This window comes from Mangrovimonas sp. DI 80 (genome assembly GCF_001975575.1).
Taxonomy (GTDB): Bacteria; Bacteroidota; Bacteroidia; order Flavobacteriales; family Flavobacteriaceae; genus Mangrovimonas_A; species Mangrovimonas_A xylaniphaga.
Window position 1 is genome coordinate 398286 of sequence record NZ_MSDT01000006.1, and the last position, 26793, is coordinate 425078.

General features: G+C 39.7%; 27 protein-coding genes. 11 read left to right on the forward strand and 16 right to left on the reverse strand.

Annotated features, from left to right (window positions below; genetic code table 11):
* The first annotated feature begins 117 nt into the window (after positions 1-117).
* Complete coding sequence (locus BKM32_RS13745) at positions 118-2346, forward strand: tetratricopeptide repeat protein (RefSeq protein ID WP_076664344.1); 2229 nt, start codon at positions 118-120, stop codon at positions 2344-2346.
* Between the two features lie 20 nt (positions 2347-2366).
* Here the strand turns inward: BKM32_RS13745 and BKM32_RS13750 are convergent, their stop codons facing one another.
* The 3 genes from BKM32_RS13750 to BKM32_RS13760 form a co-directional block, all read right to left on the reverse strand.
* On the reverse strand, positions 2367-3329 hold the full coding sequence (locus BKM32_RS13750) for a DUF3365 domain-containing protein (RefSeq protein WP_076664346.1): 963 nt from the start codon (positions 3327-3329) through the stop codon (positions 2367-2369).
* Positions 3330-3563: 234 nt separating this feature from the next.
* The gene (locus tag BKM32_RS13755) at positions 3564-4088 is read right to left on the reverse strand and encodes a hypothetical protein (RefSeq protein ID WP_076664348.1); all 525 of its coding nucleotides are present in this window, start codon (positions 4086-4088) and stop codon (positions 3564-3566) included.
* Between the two features lie 141 nt (positions 4089-4229).
* Positions 4230-4883: a porin family protein gene (locus BKM32_RS13760; RefSeq protein ID WP_076664350.1), complete on the reverse strand. Its 654-nt coding sequence runs from the start codon at positions 4881-4883 to the stop codon at positions 4230-4232.
* A 362-nt stretch (positions 4884-5245) separates the two neighbouring features.
* Between BKM32_RS13760 and BKM32_RS13765 the strand changes: the two genes are divergently transcribed.
* Complete coding sequence (locus BKM32_RS13765; RefSeq protein ID WP_076664478.1) at positions 5246-6868, forward strand: BCCT family transporter; 1623 nt, start codon at positions 5246-5248, stop codon at positions 6866-6868.
* A 19-nt stretch (positions 6869-6887) separates the two neighbouring features.
* Here the strand turns inward: BKM32_RS13765 and BKM32_RS13770 are convergent, their stop codons facing one another.
* The 3 genes from BKM32_RS13770 to BKM32_RS13780 are packed head-to-tail and all read right to left on the reverse strand — an operon-like array spanning position 6888 to position 10079.
* Positions 6888-8123: a M48 family metallopeptidase gene (locus BKM32_RS13770; RefSeq protein WP_076664352.1), complete on the reverse strand. Its 1236-nt coding sequence runs from the start codon at positions 8121-8123 to the stop codon at positions 6888-6890.
* Positions 8124-8154: 31 nt separating this feature from the next.
* Positions 8155-8952 (reverse strand): RNA methyltransferase, encoded by a 798-nt coding sequence (locus tag BKM32_RS13775; protein ID WP_076664354.1) that lies wholly within the window; start codon positions 8950-8952, stop codon positions 8155-8157.
* 56 nt (positions 8953-9008) lie between these two features.
* The gene (locus BKM32_RS13780) at positions 9009-10079 is read right to left on the reverse strand and encodes a DUF3810 domain-containing protein (protein WP_076664356.1); all 1071 of its coding nucleotides are present in this window, start codon (positions 10077-10079) and stop codon (positions 9009-9011) included.
* Positions 10080-10166: 87 nt separating this feature from the next.
* Between BKM32_RS13780 and BKM32_RS13785 the strand changes: the two genes are divergently transcribed.
* Positions 10167-11630 (forward strand): aminoacyl-histidine dipeptidase, encoded by a 1464-nt coding sequence (locus BKM32_RS13785; RefSeq protein ID WP_076664358.1) that lies wholly within the window; start codon positions 10167-10169, stop codon positions 11628-11630.
* 68 nt (positions 11631-11698) lie between these two features.
* Here the strand turns inward: BKM32_RS13785 and BKM32_RS13790 are convergent, their stop codons facing one another.
* Genes BKM32_RS13790 through BKM32_RS13800 form a run of 3 tightly spaced genes read right to left on the reverse strand, consistent with a single transcriptional unit; the run spans position 11699 to position 14436 of the window.
* Positions 11699-12868 carry a peptidylprolyl isomerase gene (locus BKM32_RS13790; RefSeq protein ID WP_076664480.1) on the reverse strand — a complete coding sequence of 390 codons (1170 nt, stop codon included), beginning with the start codon at positions 12866-12868 and terminating at the stop codon, positions 11699-11701.
* A 10-nt stretch (positions 12869-12878) separates the two neighbouring features.
* Entirely contained in the window at positions 12879-13424 is a 546-nt protein-coding gene (gene gldI, locus BKM32_RS13795) for a gliding motility-associated peptidyl-prolyl isomerase GldI (protein WP_076664360.1), read from the reverse strand.
* Positions 13417-14436: a bifunctional oligoribonuclease/PAP phosphatase NrnA gene (locus BKM32_RS13800; RefSeq protein WP_076664362.1), complete on the reverse strand. Its 1020-nt coding sequence runs from the start codon at positions 14434-14436 to the stop codon at positions 13417-13419. Before BKM32_RS13800 ends, gldI begins: the two co-directional genes overlap by 8 nt.
* Positions 14437-14594: 158 nt before the next feature.
* On the opposite strand from BKM32_RS13800, the gene BKM32_RS13805 reads away from it, so the two are divergent.
* Positions 14595-15014 (forward strand): nucleoside-diphosphate kinase, encoded by a 420-nt coding sequence (locus BKM32_RS13805; protein WP_053975561.1) that lies wholly within the window; start codon positions 14595-14597, stop codon positions 15012-15014.
* A 69-nt stretch (positions 15015-15083) separates the two neighbouring features.
* Here BKM32_RS13805 and BKM32_RS13810 read toward each other — a convergent pair whose 3' ends face one another.
* The 3 genes from BKM32_RS13810 to BKM32_RS13820 form a co-directional block, all read right to left on the reverse strand.
* Positions 15084-15380, reverse strand: coding sequence for a DUF721 domain-containing protein (locus BKM32_RS13810; RefSeq protein ID WP_053975560.1), 297 nt, complete (start codon positions 15378-15380; stop codon positions 15084-15086).
* Entirely contained in the window at positions 15380-15805 is a 426-nt protein-coding gene (locus BKM32_RS13815) for a lipocalin family protein (protein ID WP_076664364.1), read from the reverse strand. Before BKM32_RS13815 ends, BKM32_RS13810 begins: the two co-directional genes overlap by 1 nt.
* A gap of 84 nt (positions 15806-15889) precedes the next feature.
* Positions 15890-16969: a DNA replication/repair protein RecF gene (locus BKM32_RS13820; protein WP_076664366.1), complete on the reverse strand. Its 1080-nt coding sequence runs from the start codon at positions 16967-16969 to the stop codon at positions 15890-15892.
* A 131-nt stretch (positions 16970-17100) separates the two neighbouring features.
* Between BKM32_RS13820 and BKM32_RS13825 the strand changes: the two genes are divergently transcribed.
* The 7 genes from BKM32_RS13825 (at position 17101) to BKM32_RS13860 (ending at position 23543) form a co-directional block, all read left to right on the forward strand.
* Positions 17101-17871, forward strand: a complete 771-nt coding sequence (locus tag BKM32_RS13825) for a tetratricopeptide repeat protein (protein ID WP_053977015.1) — start codon at positions 17101-17103, stop codon at positions 17869-17871.
* Position 17872: 1 nt separating this feature from the next.
* The gene (ribH, locus tag BKM32_RS13830; protein WP_076664368.1) at positions 17873-18352 is read left to right on the forward strand and encodes a 6,7-dimethyl-8-ribityllumazine synthase; all 480 of its coding nucleotides are present in this window, start codon (positions 17873-17875) and stop codon (positions 18350-18352) included.
* 352 nt (positions 18353-18704) lie between these two features.
* Positions 18705-18992, forward strand: coding sequence for a riboflavin synthase subunit beta (locus tag BKM32_RS13840; RefSeq protein ID WP_076664372.1), 288 nt, complete (start codon positions 18705-18707; stop codon positions 18990-18992).
* On the forward strand, positions 18992-20896 hold the full coding sequence (gene mutL, locus BKM32_RS13845) for a DNA mismatch repair endonuclease MutL (RefSeq protein ID WP_076664374.1): 1905 nt from the start codon (positions 18992-18994) through the stop codon (positions 20894-20896). The genes BKM32_RS13840 and mutL overlap by 1 nt, the downstream gene beginning before the upstream one ends.
* Positions 20897-20899: 3 nt before the next feature.
* Positions 20900-21649, forward strand: coding sequence for a rhomboid family intramembrane serine protease (locus tag BKM32_RS13850; protein WP_076664376.1), 750 nt, complete (start codon positions 20900-20902; stop codon positions 21647-21649).
* A 1-nt stretch (position 21650) separates the two neighbouring features.
* Positions 21651-22514, forward strand: a complete 864-nt coding sequence (locus BKM32_RS13855) for a rhomboid family intramembrane serine protease (RefSeq protein ID WP_076664378.1) — start codon at positions 21651-21653, stop codon at positions 22512-22514.
* Positions 22515-22520: 6 nt separating this feature from the next.
* On the forward strand, positions 22521-23543 hold the full coding sequence (locus BKM32_RS13860; protein ID WP_076664380.1) for an endonuclease/exonuclease/phosphatase family protein: 1023 nt from the start codon (positions 22521-22523) through the stop codon (positions 23541-23543).
* Here the strand turns inward: BKM32_RS13860 and BKM32_RS13865 are convergent.
* The 4 genes from BKM32_RS13865 to dapB are packed head-to-tail and all read right to left on the reverse strand — an operon-like array spanning position 23526 to position 26790.
* Positions 23526-23840, reverse strand: coding sequence for a DUF6122 family protein (locus tag BKM32_RS13865; RefSeq protein WP_076664382.1), 315 nt, complete (start codon positions 23838-23840; stop codon positions 23526-23528). The two genes, BKM32_RS13860 and BKM32_RS13865, sit on opposite strands and share 18 nt — an antisense overlap.
* A complete protein-coding gene (locus tag BKM32_RS13870) occupies positions 23840-24460 on the reverse strand; it encodes a WbqC family protein (RefSeq protein WP_076664384.1) in 621 nt (206 codons plus the stop codon). Before BKM32_RS13870 ends, BKM32_RS13865 begins: the two co-directional genes overlap by 1 nt.
* Before the next feature lie 34 nt (positions 24461-24494).
* Positions 24495-26030: a signal peptidase I gene (gene lepB / locus BKM32_RS13875; protein ID WP_076664386.1), complete on the reverse strand. Its 1536-nt coding sequence runs from the start codon at positions 26028-26030 to the stop codon at positions 24495-24497.
* Between the two features lie 55 nt (positions 26031-26085).
* Positions 26086-26790 (reverse strand): 4-hydroxy-tetrahydrodipicolinate reductase, encoded by a 705-nt coding sequence (gene dapB / locus BKM32_RS13880; protein WP_053975548.1) that lies wholly within the window; start codon positions 26788-26790, stop codon positions 26086-26088.
* Between the last annotated feature and the right edge of the window lie 3 nt (positions 26791-26793).

Genomic DNA, 26793 nt, shown 5'->3' on the forward strand with positions numbered 1-26793 from the left:
CTGCTTGCTTGAAATGCTCTAGGCTTTAAACGTTTGATTTTCTTACATATGTTTCGGGTATTCTTTGGTATTTATTTGTAAATTTGGTAATAATCAATGAGTTCCAAATAATTCAATATGCTCCCAATACAACGTTGTTTGCCCTTAATATTCCTTCTGTTTTTAACTGTTTTTTCATGTAAAGATGAAAGCTATGTCGATAAAAAAGACTTAGCAAGTGCCTCTCCCATGGCTACGTTTTTGGGAGATGAAGCCTGTATGTCCTGTCATCAGGAAGCTTATAACGATTGGAAAGGTTCTCATCATGATTTGGCCATGAAAGTAGCCGATTCTATTTCGGTGTTGGGCGATTTTAATAATGTGGAATTTCCATACAAAGGAGGCAAGGCCACGTTCTATAAAAAAGATGCTGATTTTTATGTGAATATTCCAGGTCCTGATGATACCTATCAAGATTACCCGATTAAATACACCTTTGGGTACACGCCGTTACAGCAATATATTGTGGAGTTGGACAAAGGCAAAATGCAATGTCTCACCATTGCGTGGGATAGTGATAAACAGCGATGGTTCAACCTATATCCCGAGTTAGAGTTGCGGAGCGATGAATGGATCCATTGGACAGGAGGAGGGATGCGTTGGAATACAGCTTGTGCCGATTGCCATTCCACCGATTTGCATAAAAACTACGATCCAGTTTCGGAATCCTATAATACGACTTTTAAAATTATCAATGTAAGTTGTGAAGCTTGTCACGGGCCAGCCAGTAACCATGTGAAATTCTACGAAGAAGGTGAAGATCCTATCTATAAAAGTAAATTGACCATGACTCCCGATACGGCACCTCAAACCTTGGTGAATCAATGTGCGCGTTGCCATTCAAGAAGGACCCAACTTACCAAGGATTTTACGCATGATGAGGCATTCTTGGATCAATATTTGCCAGCACTTTTAACGCAGCCTTTATATGAGCCCGATGGACAGATTTATGATGAGGTGTATGTGTATGGATCCTTTGTGCAGAGTAAAATGTATGAAAACGGAGTGTCCTGTCGCGATTGCCACAATGTTCATTCCCTAAAGTTGAAAGAGCAGGGTAATGCTCTTTGTTTGAATTGTCATGCACCTACTGTTTACGATACGGAAACCCATCATTTTCATATGGCAGGTACAGAGGCAGCCCAATGCGTGAACTGCCATATGACGGGGCGGACGTATATGGGGAATGATTTTAGAAGAGATCACAGTTTTAGAGTGCCGAGACCCGATCAGAGTTTGGCTTATGGCACACCAAATGCGTGTAACAGATGCCACGAAGATAAAACCCCAGAATGGGCCTTAAATGCCCTCAAGACTTTAGGGAAAACCAAGGCTATTGATGCCAAAGACCATCCTTCCGATTATCTGTTGGCGGGTTATGCTGGTGATAAAGATGCCTTTCACACTTTGGCGTCAAATCATCAAGCGTCAGAATTACTTCGGGCAACCGCTTTGAGCAATTATGGAAACATGGCATTGACTTCAAAGGAATTGGAGCAATTGAAAGTCTTTTTGAAGGATTCGTCGGCCTTGGTGCGTAATGAAGCCGTAACCGCGTTGACCCAAATAGGAGATACCACCAGTATTAAGGAAGTTGCCAAACTTTTGACGGATTCGGTGCGGGTGGTACGCATTACTTCAGCTAAATATTTGGACATTTATGGTCATGGAAATTCTCAATTGGATGGTTTTGCTGAAGCCTATAGAGAATTTGGGGAGTTTCAGGAAATGAACTCCGATTTTTCATTGGGGCAGGTACAGATAGCTGAGCATCATTATTTTAAAAAGGATGTAGAAAAGGCTATTGCAGCTTATCAAAAAGCCATTTCGTTTGATAGTTATAACAATAATGCCAGAAACAATTTGGCATTGCTATACTATCAAAACGGCGATTTTGAAAATGCGGCAAAATACTATAAAGACATTTTGGAGTTTGAACCGAATAACAGTTATCCATACTATATGTTGGGGTTACTCTATAATGAAATGGGTCAGGATGAAATGTCCTTGAAATATTTGGGTGAAGCCTGCCAAAAGGAGCCCTTTAATTTACGCGCATATTACAATTATGCCTTAAAACTGCAGGAGGCCAAGAATTTTAAATTGTCTTCGCAAGTTTTGGATAAAGCACTGCAATACGATCCTAATAACACCGATTTGCTGTACATTAAAATGATCGCGGCCATGAATACCGGCGATTTAAATACGGCACGAGCTATTTGTAAGGGATTAATGGAATTGTATCCAGAAGATCCTAGGTTTTATAAACTACTGCAGGAATTGGAGCAGCCTATGGGGGCTATGTGATCACTAGTTAGTTTTATTGCTTACTCGGGCTTATCCATTTCAATGACCCAAATCCCACGCAGTTCATCGATGCCATATCCTGTGGCTAAATCTTGTGGGTATTTTTCCTTAAGCGTCATTATGGTCTCAGGCGTAATGTCTTTGTTTGGGGTACCGTGGCATTGTAAACACATTTGATTGGTCATGATAGGGTAGTAACCTATTAATTTTCCGTTGTCTTCAACCATTTTAGGGCTTGCTTCTCCTGTGGCTGCAATATCTTGTTTTGCCACTGCGATATAGTCTAGTTCCTTAGCATTTGCTAGATTGTTTGGGTTTCTGTTTTTATCTGAAACACGTTTCACATTGGCGTGAAGCTCGGTAGACATACTATCTGTGAGAACAATGGCTCTTTCGTTGCAAAATTCCAAAGCCCCTGAAGTGCCTTTGGTTTGGATGGCGGTTAATAGGTTTTTGCCCAAAACTGCTTTAGTGGATAGGGCAATGCTCATTCCTTTCTTGAGGTAATCTTGAGTGCCAGTTTCAGAATACTTCATCAAATCGGCTTCGCGTTGTTGGTGATGGGTTTCAAACCAATCCGGTTGATCCAATTTAGCTCTATAAATATAGGTGGCTACAGCTTCCAGTTGGGCTTGGGAATAGCCTAGTTTAGGCATCAGGCCAAAACGCTCTACAGCTCTGGGCATTTGTGAATTTTCTATTTTTGGCGAATTTAAAAAACTGGCTACGGACTGAACAAATTCAGCTTCCGTCATATCTGGTTTTAAATAGTGGTCCTTCACAGCAATGAGTGGTGGGGCAATTCTTGTGGTTGGGTTGCCAGCAGGAGCATGACAGGTTACACAGTTTTGGGTCACAATGCTATGGGCTTCCTCAAAGGCTTCTTTGCTTATTGGGGCTTCTTGAGCAACGGTTTCGGCACAGCTTACAAGGGCTAAACTTAGTCCAAGAACTAGGGTTTTGGAGATGGTGGATATTTTCATTTGGTAAGTTTAAAATGGACCTTATTTGTTAAGGTTTTTAGGCCATATAAAAGTAAGGAATTTTTGCCCAGGTATTAGGGTTTTTATGAGAGATATTGTGGGTTTTAATGCTAAAAATCAATAATTTTTAGGATTCCTTTTGTTCTTCTTGGCAAGGGTAATTCCTTGAAAATAGAGTGGTTTGCTTTCTTCAAGAAAAATAACCGCGCGAATGTTATCTCGCGGGAAAGAATCTTATTGGATATCTTTCATTTTTTCTTTCATTTGATTTCCAAAATAAAAATACATAACAATATAAAGTGGCATGCCTAAGAGGAAATACATGAGAACTCCCTCTGTGCCATAATCGTCATTAGTGACCTTGTAAAACTTGTTTTGATTTAAGAATGATTTAATTAAAAAAAGAAAGTAAAGAATGGTTGCTATGGCATTTATTGACACAGAAACAGAAGTCAAATAGTTGGCGCTTACTGCAAAAATAGAAGTTGATATATTGGTGATTAGAAGTACGCAGAAGAGGATGAATGCTACTTTGGAATTTCTTTTAAATGAATTATATAAAGTTTCCGCATAGTCATATGTTTTGTTATCCATATTTCCCGTAAGCTCTAATGTTTCTTCTGAAAACCCTCTTTCTCCAAGTATTGAAATAGCTGTGGCTCGAACAGAAATGTCATAACCATATTGACGATAATTTTTGACAACATCCATAAGTTTTTTGTCATCAAGATGTTTTAGGCGTTCAGAGTAATCTGTCATTATATGGGGTTTGGTTAGTTTTGTAAATTTTCTTCAACTGTATGGGATCCATTGGTTTTGGCATTTTTGGCGATGCTATATCCAGTATACCCTCCAAGGGCAGCACCCAACATACAGAAGAGGTAAATAATAAAAAAGTTTCTAAAAAAGATATTCTAATCCTAAATTTAAGACAGAGGATTTTAGGTAATTGTTGCGTTCTACAAGACCAAAGAAATATCTTGAATTAAGTCCAATTTTTTCTGAAAATTTAAGTCCTAATCCAAAAGTGAGTCCGAAGTCAAATTTGTCATAATCAATATCATTAATTTCATTGGTAGTATCGCCAAATTGCTCAGCGGGGTTTACTATTAACTTTTCTGATCTGTCTATGATATAACCAAATTGCGGACCACCTTCCATATAAAACTTTTCAGAAAAAAAATACTGAGATACTATGGGGATAACTATAGTAGATTCGGTAATTCTAGATTCAAAATCCCCTACAATATCGGGCCCATATTCGCTTGTTAGATGAATATTTTCACTTACATATCTAGCGCCTTGCGACGCAAAATTAAGTTCTGGTTGCAATTTGAAATTATTGTTTATTTCAAAATTTAGTACACCCCCTAAATAAAAACCAAATTTACTCGAGTAGTGTATTTCTTTAAATCCAGCCATAGGATATCGCGGTGAATAACTTGAATAATTAGCACCTGTTTTTATTCCATAGGTTAAATTTGAGTTTTGGGCTGATAATGTAATGTTGAAGAAAGAAAATAATGCTACTAATAGTAAAAGAGGCTTTTTCATACGTTTTGTATTTCAAGTTTGGTATTGGTTGGTGTAAGGTTTCTTGTTTTGAAGGACCTTAGTTTTTTATAACATGCACCCAAGATACTAATTTGAAAGTATTTTCTGGTTACAAAAGTCGTTGTAAGGTGAATTACATTTTATGAGCTTAGAATTAGAGGGCGGAACTCTAACGAATGTAAATCTTAGTTTTGCATTCAATAGCTTGTTATCGAGCGGTTTACTTTTTAATGCGTATATTTGTAAGACCTTGTTCCTGAATGGTTTTCTGCGCCCACTGTTTGCTTTTTGTCAAGATTTTCCATGGTGCTTTTCAGGGCTACAATTCTGATATTCTAACATTAGCGAAATCCACGTTTGATATGGAGCACAAAAAAAAGAAGAAACCTCTCTTTAATTTGTATTATCCAGTTACCATTCCTGCAACCCTGATTATTTTGGGCTTTGTATTGGTGACCTTAATTGTTGGGGAGCCCATAGAACGTCTTTTTGAAAAGTGGCGTGATGTACTTTATGATAAAGTGGGCTGGTTGTTCATCATTACGGTGAGCACTATGTTGGTGATGAGTATCATTATTGCTTTTGGACCCTTCGGAAGAATCCGTTTGGGTGGTCCTAAGGCAGTCCCTGATTATTCCGATTTTTCTTGGTATTCCATGTTGTTTTCAGCAGGTATGGGCATCGGTTTGATTTTTTATGGAGTGGCCGAGCCCATTCAGCATTTGGTCAATCCTCCCATCCCAGTGGCAACAGAGGCCAAGGCTGCTGAGCAGGCCTTTAAATTTACCTTCCTGCACTATGGTTTCCATCCTTGGGCGGTCTATGCAATGGTGTCTTTAGGTTTTGCCTTTTTTACTTTCAACAGAAAATTACCGTTAAGTGTCCGTTCCTTGTTTTTTCCTGTTTTAAAACATCGCATCAATGGTTGGTTTGGACATGTTGTAGATGTACTGGCTGTTATTGCTTGTTTGTTTGGTTTGGCTACAACCTTAGGGTTCGGGGCTTCCCAAATTGGTTCTGGACTCAATTATTTATGGGGCATTCCCAATACAACATATACGCATGTGATATTCATTATTGTAGCTACTGTAATAGCATCATTTTCTATTGCTTCTGGTTTGGACAAAGGGGTAAAAGCTTTAAGTGTCTTCAATATTAGGCTTACCCTTGTTTTTATGGTAGTGATGCTCTTCATTGGGCCTTCGGTATTTATCATCGACTCCTTGATTGAAAATATTGGGAATTATTTACAGAATGCGATCCAATTAGGGACCTATACCGAGGTGTACAGTAATACCAAATGGCAAAATAATTGGACCATTTTCTATTGGGCCTGGTGGATTGCCTGGAGTCCTTTTGTGGGGATTTTTATTGCGCGTGTGTCTAAAGGAAGGACTATTAGAGAGTTTCTTACCGGAGTGATATTGATTCCCAGTGCTTTTTCATTTCTTTGGTTTACTGTTTTTGGGTCTTCAGCGGTGTATTTGGAACTAAACGGGTTGGCTCCTATAGGGGCTGAGGTCGATGCCAATATTTCAACGGCCTTGTTTGCCATGCTGGGGGCGTTCCCATTGTCAAAAATCATGAGCTTTGTAGGCGTGCTGCTATTGGTAAGTTTCTTTGTAACATCATCCGATAGTGGTTCTTTGGTTGTAGATTTTATTACGTCGGGAGGAAAAATGGATTCCCCTGTTTTGCAACGCCTGTTTTGGGCTGCCCTTTTGGGATTGTTGGCAGCGACACTTTTAATTGGAGGTGGTTTAGTTACGCTACAAACAGCTGTTATGCTGGCCGCGTTGCCGTTTTCATTGATCCTCTTGGCGATGTGCTATAATTTGGTAATTGCCCTAAATAGAGAACGGCTTAAAAATTTGAGGTTAAGTGTAAAACGTCGTCAAAAAATGCGAGCATCTTTAATTGAAAAGCATTTGGAAGACTTGGATATTTTAGAGGATGAAGACGATGATGAAGACGATGATGATTAACCTCGGACTAAAATCACGCTTAGTTTTGATTTAAATTGTTGACCCGTTGCAAGAGTGTAGGATGCGAATAGTGTACCCAAACATAGGCAGGGTGTGGCGTAAGATTGCTCAAACTGTTTTTGGAAAGCTTTTTTAGTCCACTCATCAATGGCGCTGCTTTATAGGTGTTTTTGGCATAGTCGTCTGCCTGATATTCAAAAGCACGTGAAAAATGGTTCATCACCAAACTAGTCAATTCCGAAATTGGTGCATATAGCAGCCCAAAAGCCACCAAGCCCACATGGAAACTCGGAACACTCACACCCAAGGCATGCGATAATAGTGGATTGGAAATAAAAATAGATAGAATAAACAAGGTGGCTCCAGTTAGTAATAGCGAGGCTATTAAATTAAAAATGATATGGTGTTTTTTGTAGTGTCCTACCTCATGGGCCAATACGGCTACAATTTCATCTTCTTCCAAATCTTTGATAAGCGTATCGTATAAAGTCACGCGTTTTTGACTTCCAAATCCAGAAAAATAAGCATTGGCTTTGGTGGAACGTTTGGAACCATCAATCACAAAAATATTGTCCAGTTGAAATCCAACCGATTGAGCGTATTCCGAAATTTTTTCACGCAAGGGACCATCTTCCAAAGGACTTTGTTTGTTGAACAGGGGCACAATAAGTTTGGAGTAAAACATATTCATAACGATGGAGAACAGTGCAATGACGCCCCATGCATATAGCCAAAAGCGCTCTTGGGTGAGTTGGTAGATCCAAATAATCAAGGCCAGCAAACCTCCTCCCACAATAGCGCCCATGAGTAGTCCTTTAAGCTTATCCAAAATAAAAGTACCTTTACTGGTTTTATTGAATCCAAAACGCTCTTCAATTACAAAAGTTCGGTAGTATGAAAACGGTAGACTCACTAACTGACTTGCCAACATGATAATTCCAAAGAATATCAAGGCAATCACAATAGGATGGTCGCTAAAATTTCGAGCCCATTGGTCTACATACTCAAAACCGCTAAAGATTAAAAAGGCAAGTGTAGTTAGTATTGAAAAACTGGAACTCCATAAACCAAATCGGTAATTGGTGGCTTTATAAGCCTGTGATTTTTTATAAGCTTCTTCATCATATACATCATGCAATTCTTGAGGAATAGGATCTTTAAAATGTTTGGCATTTAGGGCGTCCAACACTTTGTCGACGATAAAATCCAGAATAATAATCGCAATGATGATATAGAATAAGGTTTGGGAGTTCATAAGAGTTTAGAGGAAATAAATGGATTTTTGATTATAAAAACTGACGCTGTCTTTTGGCTTCAAATATCAAGATACCAGCAGCCACCGAAACATTCATGGAATCAATAGCGCCTTGCATAGGAATGATAATGTTTTGTGTTGAATTGGTACGCCATTCGTCACTAAGACCAGTGTCTTCAGTCCCCACTACCAAGGCCGTAGGACCTGTGTAGTCTTGGGTGTGATATCCCACCGAAGCCTGTAGCGCAGCACAATACATGGCAATGTTGTGCTCTTTTAAAAAGGTAATGATATCGGAAGTGCTGCCCACTGCAATCGTATTGGTAAAGACACATCCCACGCTAGAGCGAATGATATTAGGGTTGTATAAATCGGTTTTTGGGTTGGCGATAATCACGGCATCCACGTTGGCGGCATCGGCCGTGCGGAGCAAAGCGCCTATGTTTCCTGGTTTTTCAGGGGCTTCGGCAACCATGATTAATGGTGCCTTCGAGTTTAATTTTAGTTGACCTAATTCATGTTGTTTACATTTTGCTACAGCAATAATACCTTCCGTACTGTCTCTATGAGCTAATTTTTGGAACACATCTTTAGATATTTCAATAATTTCGGCTGATTTAGGAAGCAAATTGCGCAATGTTTCTTCACTGCAAAGTTCAGGAAGGAATAATACTTGCTCAATGGTATAACCACCATTAATGGCTAATGACAGTTCACGTTGCCCTTCAATAATAAATTCTCCTGATTTTTTCCTCGCTCTCGATTTGTCCTTCAACTGTTGAAGGTGTTTTATGAGAGGGTTTTGTATACTTATAATTACTTTGCCCATACTGTTCACAAAAGTAGGAATTAATTGGTTATCCTAAAGAGCGATTAAATATTGAATTAATGCTCTGGATTGGCCTCAAAATAATTAACCAATAGTGCCACCACATAGCTGTAACTTTCCATACCATCGGTTTGGTTATTGGCCTTTAAAAAATTGTCATAAGTAGTTTTGAATACCGGTTCCAATGGGTTTTGGTAGCGCATCCAAAAGTCACGGGATTCCTGGTAGTTTTTTAAAACCCCTTTATTCACTTTGGTTAGCATTGCATCGTATGTTTCGGGATTCCTGCGGTAGATTTCCAAAAGACAGTGGCGTAGGGCAAAAGCATATCCTGAATATTGAAAATACCTATCAGGATGGTGGATAGCGGCCATACAGCCAATAAAATTGGCTTCATTTTCTGCGGCATATCCCAATTGGTGCGCCACTTCATGACTGGCAGTTGTGGGGTACTTCCAAATAGGAATCATACCGTCTATTTGAGCTTCATTGGTAAACGGATTCAAATAGCCGCTAAATCCCATATAGGTGAGTGGCAAACTATAAATGGAACATTTGATACTTTTTGGAGTATATTCCAAATGGGGGTATTCTTTAGAAAGTACTTCATAGCCTTTTGGAACGGCTTGAAGTAATTCTTTTTGATCATAAGGCATCACTACTTCAAGCGTGTCGTTGCGGGTAATGGAAGTATGCAAGCTGTTGACCTTTTCAGTAAGGCGTTCAGCAGTTACTAAAAGGGCTTCGGTGGTATAATCCTTTTCCAAGCCTAAAGATTGGTGTAGTGGCAAACGGTAGTAATTAAAGGCCCATAATATATGAAAGGCCAAATAGCCCATCGACAAGGCCATAAGAACATCTATAGCCCAAGACTTAAAATTCTTGAACATACGTTTTCTATTGGTATAAAGCCATCTTAAAATGTAAATGCCTACTAGTGTATAGAAAATATCCCCAATCGAAAAAGGAAGCCATCCAAAGGCAAAGCGCATCGCTTTGGAAATCCAAACATACAGTCCATGACTGTACCAGCGTTCTACAAATTCAGGGAACTTCGCAATAAGCTTGATGAAGGCGATTTGGGGGAGAATGGAAAAGGCAATAAAAAGGCGGCCAAAGTTCTGCATACTTCAAATGTAATAAAAAGAAGCAGATCTGTGACTCTTAATTGTGGACTTCAATTTGTACCTTTGTGCAACTTTAAGCTAATACATATGAATTCAGAAATAAGACAGTTGGAACCAAAGGCGTTATGGAATAAATTCGCCGATTTGAATGCCGTTCCAAGACCGTCAAAAAAGGAAGAACGTGTCATTGCGTTCATGAAAGCATTTGGTGAAAACCTAGGATTGGAAACCATTGTGGACAAGGTTGGCAATGTCATCATTAAAAAGCCTGCAACCTCTGGAATGGAGGATAGGAAAACCATTGTGATGCAATCGCATTTGGATATGGTGCACCAAAAAAATAACGATACCAATTTCGATTTTGATACCCAGGGTATCGACATGTATGTGGAGGGTGATTGGGTACGTGCCAAAGGAACGACCCTTGGTGCCGATAACGGTTTGGGCGTGGCTACCATTATGGCCATTTTGGAAAGCAGCGATATTGAGCACCCAGCCATTGAGGCTTTGTTTACCATAGATGAAGAAACGGGAATGACCGGTGCCATGGGACTGGAAGGCGGTTTGTTGGAAGGTGAGATTTTATTGAATCTTGATACCGAAGAAGACGATGAAATCGGTGTTGGATGTGCTGGTGGAGTAGACGTTACGGCTACGCGCAGTTATGAAGAGGAAGAAACTCCTGAATTTAAAATGGGTTTCAGCATTGAGGTGAAAGGACTTCAAGGTGGACATTCCGGAATGCAGATCCACGAAGGTTTGGGCAATGCCAATAAAATCATGAACCGTATGTTGTTTGATGGGTTTGAAAACTTTGGTTTGCGAATCTCTGAAATCAACGGAGGTGGTTTGCGTAATGCTATTCCAAGGGAAAGCAAAGCCATTGTGGCCATAGATAGCATGCACGAAGAAGTGTTTATTGCTGAAACCAATGATTTGGCAGATGAAATCAAGGCTGAATTAAAAACCATGGAACCGGATTTGGAAATTATCGTGACCAAAACTGAAACTCCAGAGCGTATTATGGATCTTGGCGTTCAGGAAGGGTTTACAAGAGCCTTGTATGCGGCTTGGAATGGGGTGTATCGTATGAGTGCCGATATTCCTGGTTTGGTGGAAACGTCCAACAACATTGCCAATGTGGTAATCAAGGATGGTGAAATAAAAGTTGGATGTTTGACGCGTTCTTCTGTAGAAAGTTCTAAATGGGATTTGGCGAATACGCTAAGGGCAGCTTTTGAACTGACAGGTTGCGAAGTAGAGTTCAGTGGGGATTACCCGGGATGGACTCCAAATATGGATTCTGATATTTTAAAGGTGATGGTGCCTTTGTATAAAGAATTGAACCAAGGAGAAGAGCCGCACGTAGCCGCTTGCCATGCTGGTTTGGAATGTGGTATTTTAGGGACCAATTATCCTGAGATGGACATGATTAGTTTTGGGCCAAATATTAAGGGGGCACACTCTCCAGATGAACGTGCACAGATTTCTTCAACTCAAAAATATTGGAAGTTTGTATTGGAAATCCTTAAAGCGATTCCAAAGAAATAAGAACATATTTACCTAAAATAAAAAAAGCCGCTTAATAGCGGCTTTTTAAGTTATATCTGTTAAGAGAATTATTTAGTAATCTCAACCATTTCAATGATGAAAATCAAATCTGATTTTGCTGGAATTGGTCCCATAGCACGCTCTCCGTACGCCAAGTGGTATGGCAAGTAGAAATACGCACGGTCACCAACTTTTAAAGCAGCAACACCTTCTTTAAATCCAGGAATCATGTTGGCGTCTGGACTAACCTTCATTGGCATAGGCTCGTAACCACCTTGTTGGTCTCTCATTTCGTTGAACATTCCGTGTCTTTCAGAAACTTCCTTAACGTTACTGTCAAACAAACGACCATCTGCAAAGTAACCTTCATAGTTTACTTTTGCCATGTCTCCAGTGTTTGGTTTTTCACCGGTTCCTTCAGTAATCACATACATTTTCAATCCAGAAGGAAGGGTAGTGGCTTTAGTGTTGTATTCGTCTAAAGTCGCTTTAAAAGCAGTGCCAGCTTCAGCATTTTTAGCTTCTTTGGCCAAACGCTCTTCTTCAGCTTTTTTCTTAGCTTCTTCTCTTAAGGCTTTTTGCTTGTCCTTGATTTTAGGAAGTTCTTCCATATACACTTTAGGTGCATCGAACTTTTTAGCAGCCGATCCTTTTCTGATAATGTTCAATTCTTGAATTACAACGTCTTCTTTTGGCTTGTCTCCAGGCTTAGAAGTTTCCACATTGGAAATGCTGTCTTGAATTTCAAGACCTAAAACCAACTCACCAAAAACAGCGTGACGGTTGTTTAGGTTTGGCGTAGGAACTTCGGTAATGAAAAATTGGCTTCCGTTCGTAGCAGGACCAGAATTTGCCATAGATAAAATACCTGGCTTGTCATGCTTTAAGTCTGGGTTGAATTCATCTTCAAATTTATACCCTGGATCTCCAGTACCTGTAGCAGTTGGGTCTCCTCCTTGGATCATAAATTGATCGATAACACGGTGGAAAGTCGTTCCGTTGTAATATTTCTTTCCTTTATATTCTTCCTTTACCATTGGGTGGGTCCCTTCGGCAAGGGCAACAAAATTTGCAACGGTTACTGGAACTTTGTCGTAATATAGTTTAGCGACCATGGTTCCTTTGTTGGTAACAAATTCAGCATATAAACCATCCTCTAGGTCAGGATACTTGTCATTACATGCCGTGGTTGTCATTAAGGCAACAAGAAAAAATAATTGCAATACTTTGTTTTTCATGTTTCTCATATTAATCATTTTGGGTTTGGGTTATAGTATTAACTGTGACTTTACAAATAAGTGGGGTATTGGTGCCAATTCTGTTGGAATCGCCGTAATACCCGTAGGCTTTTTGGGACGGAAAGAAAAAGGTTACCGTTTCGCCCGGTTTCATTAATTTAAGACCTTCACGAAGGCCTGTGAACAACTCTTCCTTGTCCATGGCATAATCCATTGGGACAATTTCTTCTTCGGAATAGATCTGGTTGCCGCTTAAATCGGTGACACTATAATCGAAGTTGACAATGTCACCAAAATTAGCGGTGATGGTATCCTGTTCAACCTTGGTATTATAGTAGTACCAAAATCCGCTTTCTGAAGCTATGTAAGCGTTGCTGGTATCTTTTTTTATGATGCCTTCAATAAATTCGTGTTCCTTTTGGTTGAGCTTGATATTGCGCTCTACCGAGAGATTGATGAAGGACCCTTTGTTGACCGTAACCGGTTTACGGGCTTCGGGAGATTTACAGGCCATGGCACAACTTGCCAAGAGCCCTATTAGTATATATTTATTCATGACTTAGGACATGTTTATAGCTTGGTAATATACTAATAAATTTTTCAATAGTGGCCTCTAAAGACAAATCGCTTTTACCCCCAGCAGCATTGGTGTGGCCGCCACCTTCAAAATGGGCGCGGGATAATTCGTTCACCGAGAAATCTCCCTTGCTGCGCAATGAGATTTTTACAATGCCTTCCTGTTGGTTTTCAATAAAGATAACCGCCAGGACAACCCCTTCTACGGAAAGCCCGTAATTTACAAAACCTTCGGTATCTCCTTTTTTAAAGTTGAAGGTGTTCAGGTCTTCTTGAGTCAGGGAAATATAGGCTGTTTTATATTTTGGCAAAACCGTAAGATTGCTCAGAGCACGTCCCAACAACTGTAAACGTTCAAAGGAATTGGTGTCGTAAATATTGTTGTGGATCTGGGCGTTTTGCGCGCCTTGGTCTATTAAATGCGCAATTACCTTATGCGTGGTGCTCGTGGTGGAGGCAAAACGAAAGGATCCCGTATCGGTCATGATGCCTGTATAAAGACAGGTAGCAATATCTTGATCGATAACCTCCAAATCACCTAACTTATCAATGAAATGATAAATCATTTCGCAGGTAGAAGACATGCCCACTTCAGAATAGGTGTAAAGGGCATAATCGTCTGGCTGTTGATGGTGGTCGATCATGATTTTAATGGCTTCGGAAGTCTTAACAGGCGTTTCCATATCACCGATACGATTCAGGGCATTAAAATCTAATGTAAAAATCAAATCGGCATTTTTAAGAAGCTCATCACTTTCTTTACGACTGAACTCATATTTTAGGACAAGTTCATCGGCAGGCATCCATTTTAAAAAGTCAGGATAATCGTTGGGAGCAATGACCCTTACCTCGTGATCCAGTTTTTTAAGGTAGTGGTACAGGGCCAAAGAGGCGCCCATGGCATCGCCATCTGGATTCTTGTGAGGAATGATTACAATATGTTTTGGTCTGCTTAAAAGCGTTTGGATGTTCTTGATATCTTGCTTTGTCATAGAGGGCGAAGATACAATTTTTTAATAATGGTTTATGTGGTTTTTATGAAGAAATGCATTACTTTTGCACCCAAATTACGGGGAGCCTATAGGTTAGCGCCTAAACCCTTTACCGTGATGGGAACAAACGTAAAATCTGAATAATTTAATATAATAAAATGGCAACAAATAGAACATTTACAATGCTTAAGCCAGATTCTGTTGAAAAAGGGAATATTGGTGCGATTTTGGAGAAAATTACAGCTTCTGGATTTAGAATTGTAGCAATGAAATTAACTCAAATGACTGCTGCAGATGCTGAGGCTTTCTACGCAATCCACAAAGAAAGACCTTTCTTTGGAGAGTTGGTAGAATATATGACCCGTGGTCCTATTGTAGCGGCTATCTTGGAAAAAGAAAATGCTGTTGAGGATTTTAGAACTTTGATTGGGGCTACTAATCCTGCTGAAGCTGCTGAGGGAACTATCCGTCAAATGTATGCTGAGTCTATTGGAGAGAATGCTGTTCACGGAAGTGATAGCGATGAAAATGCTGCCATTGAAGGTGCATTCCACTTTGCAGGAAGAGAAATGTTTTAAGGTACATTTACCATAAACAGAAAAACGCAACGATACCGTTGCGTTTTTTGTTTTTATAGGGTTTTGCTTTTAACGAAGTACAAGGGTTTTGATGACTTCCTTGCCCAAGGATTCGTTGAGCATGCTGATAATTTTTTCCTTGCCGTAACTCAATTCTTCCCGAAGTACACTAGAGCTCAGTTGCACATACAAGGTGTCTCGCTCCAATTGAATGGCCGTGGTATAGTTGTTCACGCCATTTCCCATCATTTTTGCCCAGGCATCCCTTACATCTATTTTGTCCAGACCGCCTTGCAGATTATTGGTATCTACAAATTCCTTGAGTACCTCACTGATGCTTAAATATTCACTGTGCCGTTTTGCCATTAATCGATGCGTTCTAAAGGTTCATAACGACTGTAAAGGTACAAATCTTTCTGCGCATTGACGATTAAAAGTTTGTCCTCGGTAGCCTTTAGGACGGTTTCCTTCCAGTTGGAAAAAGGAGTGGTATACTCCAAAATCAAACTGTCATGCTGTATGATAGCCTTGATATTTTCAGCATCACCAGAAGTTTTAAATGTGCCTTCTAAAGTAGGTGTCAATTTTTTTCTGAACCCAACCAAACTATCATTAAGTTCTATAAAATCTATGGTATTGCTGAAGGTGTATTCCCGTTTGGAGCCATCGGCCAAAGTGACTTCCTTGATTTCCCAGTAACCATTAAGATATTGCAGGGATGTTTCTGGATTTTTTCCACAATGAAATAGTGTGAAACAAGCTAAAACTGTAAAGAAAAGTTTGAATTTCATCTGTTATAAACTTTGAATTCCAAAGGTCTGCCATCCTATGGGAAAATACAAGGATTGTCTTTTCTTTTTAAGGTGAAGGAAGATTTACAGTTTAAAAATCTTGTAAGATTGGTGAATTTGCTTGATGATGTTTTCGGTACGGTCGGCATGGGTATCGCTTAAAAACAATTGCCCAAAATGTTCGTGGTCCACCAAACTGATAATCTGGGCTACGCGATGTTCGTCCAGTTTGTCAAAAATGTCATCAAGAAGTAGGATGGGAGTAACGCCACTTTGCTGTTTTATAAAGTCGAATTGTGCCAATTTCAAGGCGATTAAAAAGGACTTTTGCTGACCTTGACTTCCAAATTTCTTGATGGGATAATCCTCTATTTCAAAGTTAAGGTCGTCCTTATGGATGCCTCTACTGGTGTATTGCAACGCCTTGTCCTTGTTCAGATTTTGGGCAAAAAGCTCTAATAGGTCGTGCTCGAAAAGGTCGCTTTTATAGCTGAGGTTTACGGTTTCCATGCTATTGCTTATGGCTTCATAGCGCGATTTAAAAATAGGGATGAAAGTTTTTAAAAATTCATCACGGGTTTTAAAAATAGCGGTGCCGTACTGGTGCAATTGTTCGTTGTACACTTCCAAGGTTTGGGCATTGAACGTGTTGTTCAGAGCAAAAAACTTCAATAGGGCATTTCGTTGCGAAAGCACCTTGTTGTAATTGATAAGGTTGTTTAAATATACCTTGTCACTTTGCGAAATGACGCTGTCTATGAACTTGCGTCGTGTTTCACTTCCTTCCAAAATCAAGTCCCTATCGGCGGGAGAAATGATCACCAATGGAATAAAGCCAATGTGGTCACTAAATTTATCGTAAACCTTGGCATTGCGTTTAATGACTTTTTTCTGGCCTTTTTTAAGGGATACAATGATTTTTTCGGAGCGCTCTTCACGATCAAAAACACCATCTATTACAAAAAAGTCTTCACCATGTTTAATGTTCTGTGATGCAATAGGGTTGAAGTAGCTTTTTCCAAAGGATAAATGGTAAATAGCATCCAATACATTGGTTTTTCCAATGCCATTGGCCCCAACAAAACAATTGATTTTGGTATCAAACGTAAAGGATTGGCTTTCAAAATTCTTGTAGTTGATTAATGAAAGAGACTTTAAAATCATAAAATGAGAATGTAAGATGTGTTTTTGCTCCAGTTCTGCAAAAGGCGGTGCAAATTATTAAAAATAACAAAAAAATTGCCTTTTATTTATCAATAAAAATTTTATTTTTGCGGCGCATTAATACAGAATATATGGCAACTTACAAGAAAAGAGGATATAAACCAAAGACTAAAGTAGAACCACAGGAAGAAGAGATTGTAGACGAGCACTCAACTACAGCAGAGGTGTTTAACACCTTGGATGAGTCCGCATCAAAAACTGAAGAATGGGCCGAAAAGAACCAAAAGACCATTTTGGTTGCCGTAGGAGCCGTAGCGGTTTTTATTTTGGGATATTTGGGGTATAACAAATTTATTGCCGAGCCAAAAGCTGAAGAGGCTATGAACGACATGTTCACTGCGCAACAGTATTTTGATCAAGCGGTAAACGGTACTGAAAAAGATTCTCTTTACACCTTGGCCTTGGAAGGTTCTGGAGGAAAGTTTGGAATGGTGGATATCGCAGACAAGTACAGCGGGACTCCAGCAGGAAACTTAGCCAATTATTATGCAGGTATGGCGTATTTAAATCTTAAGGATTACAAAAATGCCATTGAATATCTACAAAACTTTTCAAGTAGTGATATCATGTTGGCTCCTTTGGCAAAAGGAGGTATTGGAGATGCCTTTGTACAATTGGATCAATTGGATGATGCTCTAGGGTACTATGAGCAGGCTATTAATGCTTCAGCCAACGAATTTACTACACCATTGTATTTGTTTAAGGCGGCAACTCTTGCTAACAAGTTGGGAGATGCCAACAAAGCCTTGACTTACTTTAAACGTATCAAAAATGAATTTCCAGACTCTACGGAAGCTACAAATATTGATGTTTTCATAGGTAGAGCGGAAGCAGCTCTATAATATGGCAACAACAAATTTATCTCAATACGATAAAAACACAATCCCAAACGCGAAGAACTTTCGGTTTGGGATTGTTGTTTCAGAATGGAATGATAACATCACCGAAGGTCTGGCCCAAGGGGCTTATGACACTTTGGTAGAACACGGGACACTTCCCGAAAATATACTGCAATGGCATGTGCCGGGAAGCTACGAGCTTATCTACGGCAGCAAAAAAATGCAGGAACAACAAGTAGATGCCGTAATTGCTATAGGTAGTGTGATCCAAGGAGAAACCAAGCATTTTGATTTTGTATGCGAAGCCGTTTCCCAAGGCATCAAGGATTTGAATGTGCAGCATGATATCCCAGTGATCTTTTGTGTGTTGACAGACAATACCATGCAGCAGGCCATAGACCGTTCCGGTGGGAAACATGGTAACAAGGGGGTAGAAGCAGCGGTAGCGGCCATAAAAATGGCGGTATTGCGCCAAAACGCTTAATACCAATCCAATTCCAACGTCCATTTTTTTAAGTTGGGTGTGTTAACATTTTTTAGCACACCAAGCGTGATATTTCCTTGTATTTTAAGTACATTTGAGGTGTAATAGTGACGAAATTTTATAGTGAATTTATTTGGCCAACGTAAAAATAAGCGGTACAGCTATACTCCCAAACATTTAAAAAACGAGGAGAAGGAAGCCAGAGACACTATGGAGTCGCAATGGAAGGAAGTTAGGAATGCCAACCACCGAAAAAAATCTTTTTTGATCTCGCTTCCTTTTTTGGTCTTATTTTTGATTACTGTTCTAGTACTACTATACATTTTAAGTCGTTACGAATAACAGATACATTATGGGAATATTTAGCTTAAAAAAGAACAAAAAATTCGGGTATACACCACGGTATTATAAAGGTGAAGGAAGTCCTTATGAGCTGAAGCATAAATTTGATGACTACAGACAGACCGTAGGCAACAACAGAGGTCTGAAAACCAAGGTCAACAATGCTTTGGAAGATTATAAGAACAATCCAGATACCATGGGCGCCAACAAGCGTGTCCTGATTATTGTGGGAATCTTGATTCTGATATTCCTAATTATCATCGATTTCGATTTATCTATATTCTTTTCAAAACCCTAATGGCAGACATCATTCAACTCTTACCTGATCACGTTGCCAATCAAATAGCTGCCGGTGAAGTGGTGCAAAGGCCTGCTTCCGTGGTAAAGGAACTCATGGAAAATGCTATTGATGCCGACGCCAATCAGGTAAAACTTATTATAAAAGAAGCGGGAAAAACGCTCATTCAGGTTATCGACAACGGGAAGGGGATGAGCCCTACCGATGCACGGTTGAGCTTTGAGCGCCATGCCACCTCCAAAATCAGGGCTGCTGAAGATTTGTTCAGTTTGCATACCAAAGGTTTTAGGGGAGAGGCTTTGGCCAGTATTGCAGCCATTGCCCATGTAGAGCTTAAAACCCGTCAACGCGAAGAGGAATTAGGGACTCAAATTACCATTGAAGGCAGTGAGATCACGGCTCAGGAAGTGGTGGTAACTCCTGAGGGAACTTCGGTAGCTGTGAAGCATTTGTTTTTTAATATTCCGGCACGACGTAACTTTTTAAAGTCCAATACGGTTGAGCTTCGTCATATCATCGATGAGTTTCAACGTGTAGCTTTGGCGCATCCGGATATCGCCTTTATGATGTATCATAACGGTAGCGAAACCTTTAATTTACCTGCTAGTAATTATAGGCAGCGTGTGGTGAATATTTTTGGGGGCAAGACCAACGAAAAATTGGTGCCCGTAAATGAAGTTACCGAAGTTCTAAAGATTTCGGGCTTTGTTGGAAAACCTGAATTTGCCAAGAAGAACCGTAACGAACAGTTCTTTTTTGTGAACGATCGTTTTATCAAGAGTGCCTATCTCAACCATGCCATCAATTCAGCCTTTGAAGGCTTGATAAAAGATGGGGCGCATCCAAGTTATTTCTTGAATTTGGAGGTAGACCCAAAAACCATCGATATCAATATTCATCCAACCAAAACCGAAATTAAATTTGATGACGAGCATACTTTGTATGCCATTATCCGTTCTTCGGTAAAGCACAGTTTGGGGCAGTTCAATATTGCTCCGGTTTTGGATTTCGATTTGGATACTAATTTGGATACGCCTTATGATTATAAAGATAAGAAGGCATCCACACCAACGATAGAAGTGGATAGAAACTTTAATCCGTTTGCGGAGGAGATGAGTACTTCGCGTCAATCTTCTTCTTCTTCTTCTTCTTCTTCTTCTTCTTCTTTTGGAGGAGGAAGCTTTGCAACTTCAACGTATAAAAAAGATACAGGAGCTAGTTGGGAGAGTCTTTATGTTGGTTTGGAATCCAAAGGGACTAGGGATGAAGAGGATTTTAGTGAAGTAGAATTTGAAAGTGAGGAAACCACCGAACCATTGTTCCAAGATCATGAAGTAGGGGCGACACAAAATACGTATCAGGTTCATAACAAATACATCGTAAGCACGATTAAGTCGGGGATGTTGGTAATTGACCAGCACCGTGCCCACCAACGTATTCTTTATGAAAACTTGCTAAAAAGTATGACCGTAAGGGAAGCAGTAAGCCAACAGCTACTTTTTCCTTTGGAATTACACTTTTCATCAAATGAAATTCCTATTTTAGAGAGTCTTAAGGAAGATTTGGAATTTACAGGCTTTGTGTTTTCCCAATTCAGTGAGGATCTTGTTGAGATTACTGGTGTTCCCGTAAATGTGCCCGAGAGTGAAGTGTCCATTATTTTGGAGCAGCTCATCAGCGATGTGGAACAGGAAGTGCCTGATAGTAGCTTTAGTGCCACCGACCTATTGGCCAAATCCATTGCCAAAAGTTTGGCCATCAAAACAGGACAATCGCTTACTAAGTTAGAACAAGAACATATGGTTAACAGTCTGTTTGCTTGTAAAGAACCTTCTGTGTCACCAACCAATAGACCAACCTTCATTACGATGAGTGTGGACGATTTGGATAAAAAATTTATGTAGACTATGATTAGGATTACCGATACCGTAAAACATCTAATTATTATTAATGTGATCATGTTTATTGGTACAATTGCAATAGGTCATGGCGAATTGTTTTACAAATGGTTCGCTTTGTATTTCCCAAAGAATGACTTGTTCCAGCCTTGGCAGATCATCACCCATATGTTTATGCATGGCAATGTGGCCCATATTGCGTTCAATATGTTAGCATTATGGATGTTTGGAAGTGCCGTGGAGCAGCAGTTGGGAAGTCAAAAGTTTTTGTTTATTTATATTTCGGCAGGTCTAGGTGCGGTGTTTTTTCAGTTGGCATTTTATTATTTTCACTATTTTTCATTACAATCTTCTTTGGTGGAATCGGGGATAGGCGTGTCTGAGCTACAGGAAATTTTGACGACTAATAAAAGTGCACGACAGTTTTCTGCTGAACAAATGAAAAATGTCCAGGGATTGTTTGATGTATATTACGCCTCTATGGTAGGTGCCTCTGGCTGTATTATGGGGATTTTGGCGGCCTTTGGAATGATGAATCCCGAAGCAAAACTTATGTTGATCTTTCTGCCAATTCCTATAAAAGCTAAATATTTTATTCCTGGAATCATCCTTTTGGATATTATTTCGGCGCTTACGGGACAATCGTTCTTTAGTCCAAGCAATACGGCCTATATGGCTCACGTTGGGGGAGCTTTAACGGGCTTTATTATCATGTGGTATTGGAAGAAAACCCAGTTCAATAAAAACAGATGGTATTGATATGACTTCCTTGAGTCAGGACATACAGTATAAGCTCAAGCGATTGAATGCCTTTGAAAAAATCATTGGTATTAATATCGTGGTATTTCTTGCAGGCTTTCTGCTTTTTAAGGCCTACGGAACAAGCTTGCATTGGTTTGAATTGCCTAAGCGCTTTGAGGATTTTATCCATCAGCCTTGGTCTTTGTTTACTTATGGTTTTGTGCACTATGGGTTTTGGCATGTGGCACTCAACATGCTTATTCTGTACTTTATTTCCCAAATGATGCTCAATTTGTTCCGTACCAAAACGGCTTTGAACATCTACTTTTTGGGGATTGTTTCCGGTGGATTGGCCTTTTTGTTGATCTATAATCTGTTTCCTCAATCCCAGTTAAAAAATGTAGGAACCCTTGTTGGAGCATCTGCAGGAGTGCGTGCCTTGATTATATTTTTAAGTGCCTATATGCCGCACAAAGAAGCCCGTTTAATGACTTTTAATATCAAGCTTTGGTATATTGGTGTGGCTATGGTAGTGATCGATGTTTTGGGATTGTTCAGTTTGAATCAAGGAGGCTATGTGGCGCATTTGGGAGGCAGTCTATTGGGGTATATTTATGCGCAACAGCTCACAAAAGGCAAAGATATTGGCAAGTGGTTTGAAAATTTTATGGGATGGATTGAGAGTTTCTTTAAGCCTAAGTCGCCTTTAAAAACAGTGCATAGAAGTAAAGCCAAATCTTTTGTGGGCCATAACAAAGAAGAATTCAACGCATTCACTAAACAAAAGCGTATCGATCTTATTTTGGATAAAATTGGCAAAAGTGGCTATGAAAGTTTGACGCAGGAAGAAAAATCATTTTTGTTTAAAGCAGGAAAGGATTAAGACTGTATGAAGCGACCAAAAATCATTGAAAAATTAGTATTCTTCATTAACTCCATTGTAGCAACTATGTTGTTGCTGTCTTATATTTTACCTCACGTATCGCCTGGTAAATTTGCTTTTTTATCGGTGCTTAGTTTAGCGGTTCCGGTACTCATCCTCCTCAATATTCTGTTTGTCATTTATTGGTTGCTCAAAGTCAAGAAGCAACTATTGTTGTCGCTGTTGGTCCTAAGTATTGGTTATACCTATCTGTTTTCACTTTATAAATTTTCGTCTTCCAAAGATGTCGAAGATGAGGCCAACCTTTCGGTGATTACTTATAATGTACGTTTGTTCAATTTGTTTGAATGGATCAAAGACAAAGACGTTAAGAAAGAAATGTTGGGCTTTATCAAAGCCCAGGAACCAGATATTATAAGTCTTCAGGAATACCGTCCAGATGAAAGTATTCAACTCAAAAATTATCATAAGTTTGAAAAGGTGTCGGGAAATAAGGTAAAGAGTGGGCAGGCCATTTTTTCGAAATACCCTATTGTGAATTCCGGTTCTATTGAGTTTCCAAATTCTTCCAACAATGCCATTTTTGTAGATATTGTAAAATTGAAAGATACCATCAGAATCTACAATGTACATTTACAATCGCTGAGGATTGATCCTAATGTGGAAAAGTTGGCCGAGGAATCCTCTGAGAACCTGTTTAAGCGTGTTGGAGGCACTTTTAAGATGCAACAAAGTCAGACAGAACTCTTTTTACGAAACAAGGCGAAATGTCCCTATAAAATGATTATTTGTGGCGATTTCAACAATACGGCCTATTCCTATGTGTACAAGGAAATCAAAGGAGAACTTCAGGATACTTTTGTAGAGGCTGGAAATGGTTTTGGACGAACGTTTAACTTCAAGTTTTTCCCAGTAAGGATTGATTTTATTTTAGCGGATAAGGATTTTGAGGTGAACAGTTTTAAAACCTTCGATACCGAACTTTCCGATCATTATCCCATCATGACCAAATTAAAGCTGCATCAATAGGCAGTCTACCGAGTCTGCCAAAATGTGAATGAGCAGGCCTATTCCCAAAATTCTACTAGGTTTCCAAAATGAAAGTGCGGCATAAACTGCAATGGCATAATAGGAGTGAAGTGGGTGGAAATTGATGCTACAGCGTGTGGGATCAAACATAGGGGTTGCCAGTAAGTGATCTAAATCGATGGCAAAACAGGCCCACATGATGAGCGTTGCCCATAGCCATTTTGGTTTGAAAAAAATAATTGCAACCAACACGGGAAGCACAAAGTGAATCCCGTAATGTATAAAGGTTTGTAGCATTACTTTTGTAGTTTCTGAGCTTCCAGATAGGTAATGGCATTAGGGCCTTCGCAAAATAACAAATCCAAGATGCTCAGGTTGGAAATAAAACCATGTTTGTCGCCAAACACTTGTGTGTAGGCTTCAAATTCTCTTTGGGGTTCTCCTTTGCTATTCACCAAGCTTCTAAAATCTTCTAGCGGAGTCGGGTCTTTGTGATACTCGTTAGTGGTTTCAAAGTTGATGTCCAATTGCAGACATTCACAAATAGTTTCAAAACATTTCAAATTGAAGTCTAAAAGATATTCAAAAGGTGTTTTGAACAGAGGCTCCAAATCGGCTTCGTAAAACTCAAAATATGGGGAGGTACGATAGGCCGATTCCAAAGATTTCCAATGCAGCAACTGCCAATCGGTGTCGTTGGCAATTTTTACATCCTTGTAAAGCTGTCGGTTTTTTTGGGTATGCTTGATAGGAATATTCAAAAGCAACTTACCATTGGCCGCATATATATAGGCGCGGTTACGGTAGGTCTGTTTTTGGTAGTTGTCACACATTTCCAAGGTGACAGTTTTTGCCTGCAATAGTGCTGCAAAATGTGCCACATTGGGAAAATAGGTAGGGTGTATGACAATATCCATAACTACTAAAAATCTATTAAAAACTAGAGAATGTTTATTCTGCTTTTCGTTTTCTCCATTTGCTGAAGCCAAACCAACCTGCCAATAACACCAAGAACGGAATTAAGTAGGAAGTAGGCTTGCCACTACCTTCAACAGTGGTGAACCAACGCTCCCAACGCGGTTTGCCATTGCCCCAGCTCATCCAGATAAATACAGGTTTCCCAACCACGTGATCAAACGGTACAAAGCCCCAAACACGTGAATCTTGTGAATTATGACGGTTGTCTCCCATCATCCAGTAATAATCCTTTACAAAGGTGTAACTAGTAGTAGGTTGTCCATCTACAAGAATTTGGTTTCCATTTACAGACAATTTATGCCCTTCGTAATGGGTAATTAAGTGTTTGTAAAGTGGTAATGTTTCAAGATTCAAATCGATAGTTGCACCTTCTTTAGGGATATACAATGGGCCAAAATTATCGTTGTTCCAGTTGTAGGCTACATTACTTGGGAAAATTCCAGAAGATCTTTCTCCTTTAGGACTTTTTAAAGAAACGATGTCTGCCACATCTGGGTGGTTTTTTAAACGAGCAATGGCTTCATCAGAAGCAGCAGGAATTAAATAAGACCCTTGACTTCTTCCATAAGCCAAACCGTCTGTAATGTCGTAACGATTCAACATCGCTACAATTTCTTGTGGATGGATATTTCTTTTAAAAGAGATTTCATAAGAGAATTGCAACTTGGCACGATCTGGAAGGTCATTTTGCTCTCCGTTGATGTAAACATAGCCATCTCTTAATTCCAAAGAATCCCCTGGAATACCCACACACCGCTTTACATAGTTGGTTTTTTTGTCGATAGGTTTGTAGTAATACTTGTCTGTGTGATACATGTCCAACATGGTATCAACAGGCCAATTGAACACCACAATGTCATTGCGCTCGATATCTTCAAAACCAGGGAGTCTTAAATAAGGCAATTCAAATTTTGGGATATACGATTTTATTTTGGCACCGGGAATGGTATCGTGTACCATAGGCGCGGCAATAGTTGTCATTGGGATTCTGGCTCCATAGTTAACCTTACTTACAAACAGGAAATCCCCTACTAAAAGGGTCTTTTCCAAAGAGGAGGTAGGAATGGTAAACGGTTGAATAAAATAGGTGTGCACAATGGTTGCGGCCACAATGGCGAACAGAATCGAACTCACCCAATCCCCAAAAGCAGTACGGGGATGTAAATCACGATTTTCAACATATTCAACATCCGCTACATAGTTTAGATAACAATTGTAAAATCCTAAAGTAGCAACTGCCAAAAGGGTATCAGTGGTAGAATTCTTTTTAAAACTTCTTGCTGTCTCCACCCAAACCACCGGAAACATGATTAGGTTCACAATAGGAACAAATAACAAAATGGTCCACCACCAAGGTCTGTTAATGATTTTCATGAGGATGACCGCATTGTAAACGGGAACAAATGCTTCCCATGCCTGACGTCCTGCTTTAACATAAAGTTTCCAGGTTCCCAAGCCGTGGATTACTTGTACGGCAAGGAAAAAGATAAACCATTGTGATAATGTCATGTTTTAGAGTTTAGTGGGTTGAAATGTATTGAAAATGGTAAGAAGAAAGCGCTCCTTAACCAATGTTTAACACATTTTTCATCGAAAATACACCTTTTTTCCCAACAATCCATTCCGCAGCAATCACGGCACCCAAAGCAAACCCTTGACGGTTGTGTGCGGTGTGCGAAATTTGAATGGAATCAATTTCAGAATCGTAGTTGATAATGTGGGTTCCTGGAACGTCAGCAATACGTTTTGCTTCAATTTGGATTTGGTCCTCTTGAGGCGCTTCCAAAGTCCAATTGTTGTAGGTGGCATTGTTGTCGATAATTCCTTCGGCTAGTGTAATGGCCGTTCCGCTAGGGGCATCCAATTTTTGAGTGTGGTGGATTTCCTCCATGCTCACTTGGTATTGCGGTTGTCCTTTCATCAAGTTGGCCAACACACGGTTCAACTCAAAAAAGAGGTTGACACCAAGACTGAAATTAGACGCATAAATAAAGGCACCTTCATTCGCATTACAAAGTTCAACAGCCTTATCGTAATCCTGCAACCATCCAGTGGTTCCTGAAATGACAGGCACCCCGTTGCTAAGGCATTTGGAAATATTTTTAAATGCCGAAGAGGGCACACTAAAATCTATGGCTACATCAGCTTCGGTAATGTCATAATCATCGGTATCGGCATTGGCTTTAATTACAATAGAGTGTCCACGGTCGATGGCAATGGCTTCGATGGCCTTTCCCATTTTTCCGTATCCCAATAAGGCTATTTTCATAAT

Bases quoted from the DNA above. Each gene is read 5' to 3' on its own strand.
- BKM32_RS13860 (WP_076664380.1), top strand. From the start codon at position 22,521: ATGAAGCGACCAAAAATCATTGAAAAATTAGTATTCTTCATTAACTCC.
- BKM32_RS13855 (WP_076664378.1), top strand. From the start codon at position 21,651: ATGACTTCCTTGAGTCAGGACATACAGTATAAGCTCAAGCGATTGAAT.
- gldI (WP_076664360.1), bottom strand. From the start codon at position 13,424: ATGAATAAATATATACTAATAGGGCTCTTGGCAAGTTGTGCCATGGCC.
- BKM32_RS13870 (WP_076664384.1), bottom strand. From the start codon at position 24,460: ATGGATATTGTCATACACCCTACCTATTTTCCCAATGTGGCACATTTT.
- BKM32_RS13775 (WP_076664354.1), bottom strand. From the start codon at position 8,952: ATGGGCAAAGTAATTATAAGTATACAAAACCCTCTCATAAAACACCTT.
- dapB (WP_053975548.1), bottom strand. From the start codon at position 26,790: ATGAAAATAGCCTTATTGGGATACGGAAAAATGGGAAAGGCCATCGAA.
- BKM32_RS13805 (WP_053975561.1), top strand. From the start codon at position 14,595: ATGGCAACAAATAGAACATTTACAATGCTTAAGCCAGATTCTGTTGAA.
- BKM32_RS13810 (WP_053975560.1), bottom strand. From the start codon at position 15,380: ATGGCAAAACGGCACAGTGAATATTTAAGCATCAGTGAGGTACTCAAG.
- BKM32_RS13840 (WP_076664372.1), top strand. From the start codon at position 18,705: ATGGGAATATTTAGCTTAAAAAAGAACAAAAAATTCGGGTATACACCA.
- lepB (WP_076664386.1), bottom strand. From the start codon at position 26,030: ATGACATTATCACAATGGTTTATCTTTTTCCTTGCCGTACAAGTAATC.
- BKM32_RS13780 (WP_076664356.1), bottom strand. From the start codon at position 10,079: ATGCAGAACTTTGGCCGCCTTTTTATTGCCTTTTCCATTCTCCCCCAA.
- BKM32_RS13815 (WP_076664364.1), bottom strand. From the start codon at position 15,805: ATGAAATTCAAACTTTTCTTTACAGTTTTAGCTTGTTTCACACTATTT.
- BKM32_RS13785 (WP_076664358.1), top strand. From the start codon at position 10,167: ATGAATTCAGAAATAAGACAGTTGGAACCAAAGGCGTTATGGAATAAA.
- BKM32_RS13750 (WP_076664346.1), bottom strand. From the start codon at position 3,329: ATGAAAATATCCACCATCTCCAAAACCCTAGTTCTTGGACTAAGTTTA.
- BKM32_RS13790 (WP_076664480.1), bottom strand. From the start codon at position 12,868: ATGAAAAACAAAGTATTGCAATTATTTTTTCTTGTTGCCTTAATGACA.
- BKM32_RS13850 (WP_076664376.1), top strand. From the start codon at position 20,900: ATGATTAGGATTACCGATACCGTAAAACATCTAATTATTATTAATGTG.
- BKM32_RS13770 (WP_076664352.1), bottom strand. From the start codon at position 8,123: ATGAACTCCCAAACCTTATTCTATATCATCATTGCGATTATTATTCTG.
- BKM32_RS13760 (WP_076664350.1), bottom strand. From the start codon at position 4,883: ATGAAAAAGCCTCTTTTACTATTAGTAGCATTATTTTCTTTCTTCAAC.
- BKM32_RS13765 (WP_076664478.1), top strand. From the start codon at position 5,246: ATGGAGCACAAAAAAAAGAAGAAACCTCTCTTTAATTTGTATTATCCA.
- BKM32_RS13800 (WP_076664362.1), bottom strand. From the start codon at position 14,436: ATGACAAAGCAAGATATCAAGAACATCCAAACGCTTTTAAGCAGACCA.
- BKM32_RS13755 (WP_076664348.1), bottom strand. From the start codon at position 4,088: ATGACAGATTACTCTGAACGCCTAAAACATCTTGATGACAAAAAACTT.
- ribH (WP_076664368.1), top strand. From the start codon at position 17,873: ATGGCAACAACAAATTTATCTCAATACGATAAAAACACAATCCCAAAC.
- BKM32_RS13820 (WP_076664366.1), bottom strand. From the start codon at position 16,969: ATGATTTTAAAGTCTCTTTCATTAATCAACTACAAGAATTTTGAAAGC.
- BKM32_RS13825 (WP_053977015.1), top strand. From the start codon at position 17,101: ATGGCAACTTACAAGAAAAGAGGATATAAACCAAAGACTAAAGTAGAA.
- BKM32_RS13865 (WP_076664382.1), bottom strand. From the start codon at position 23,840: ATGCTACAAACCTTTATACATTACGGGATTCACTTTGTGCTTCCCGTG.
- BKM32_RS13745 (WP_076664344.1), top strand. From the start codon at position 118: ATGCTCCCAATACAACGTTGTTTGCCCTTAATATTCCTTCTGTTTTTA.
- mutL (WP_076664374.1), top strand. From the start codon at position 18,992: ATGGCAGACATCATTCAACTCTTACCTGATCACGTTGCCAATCAAATA.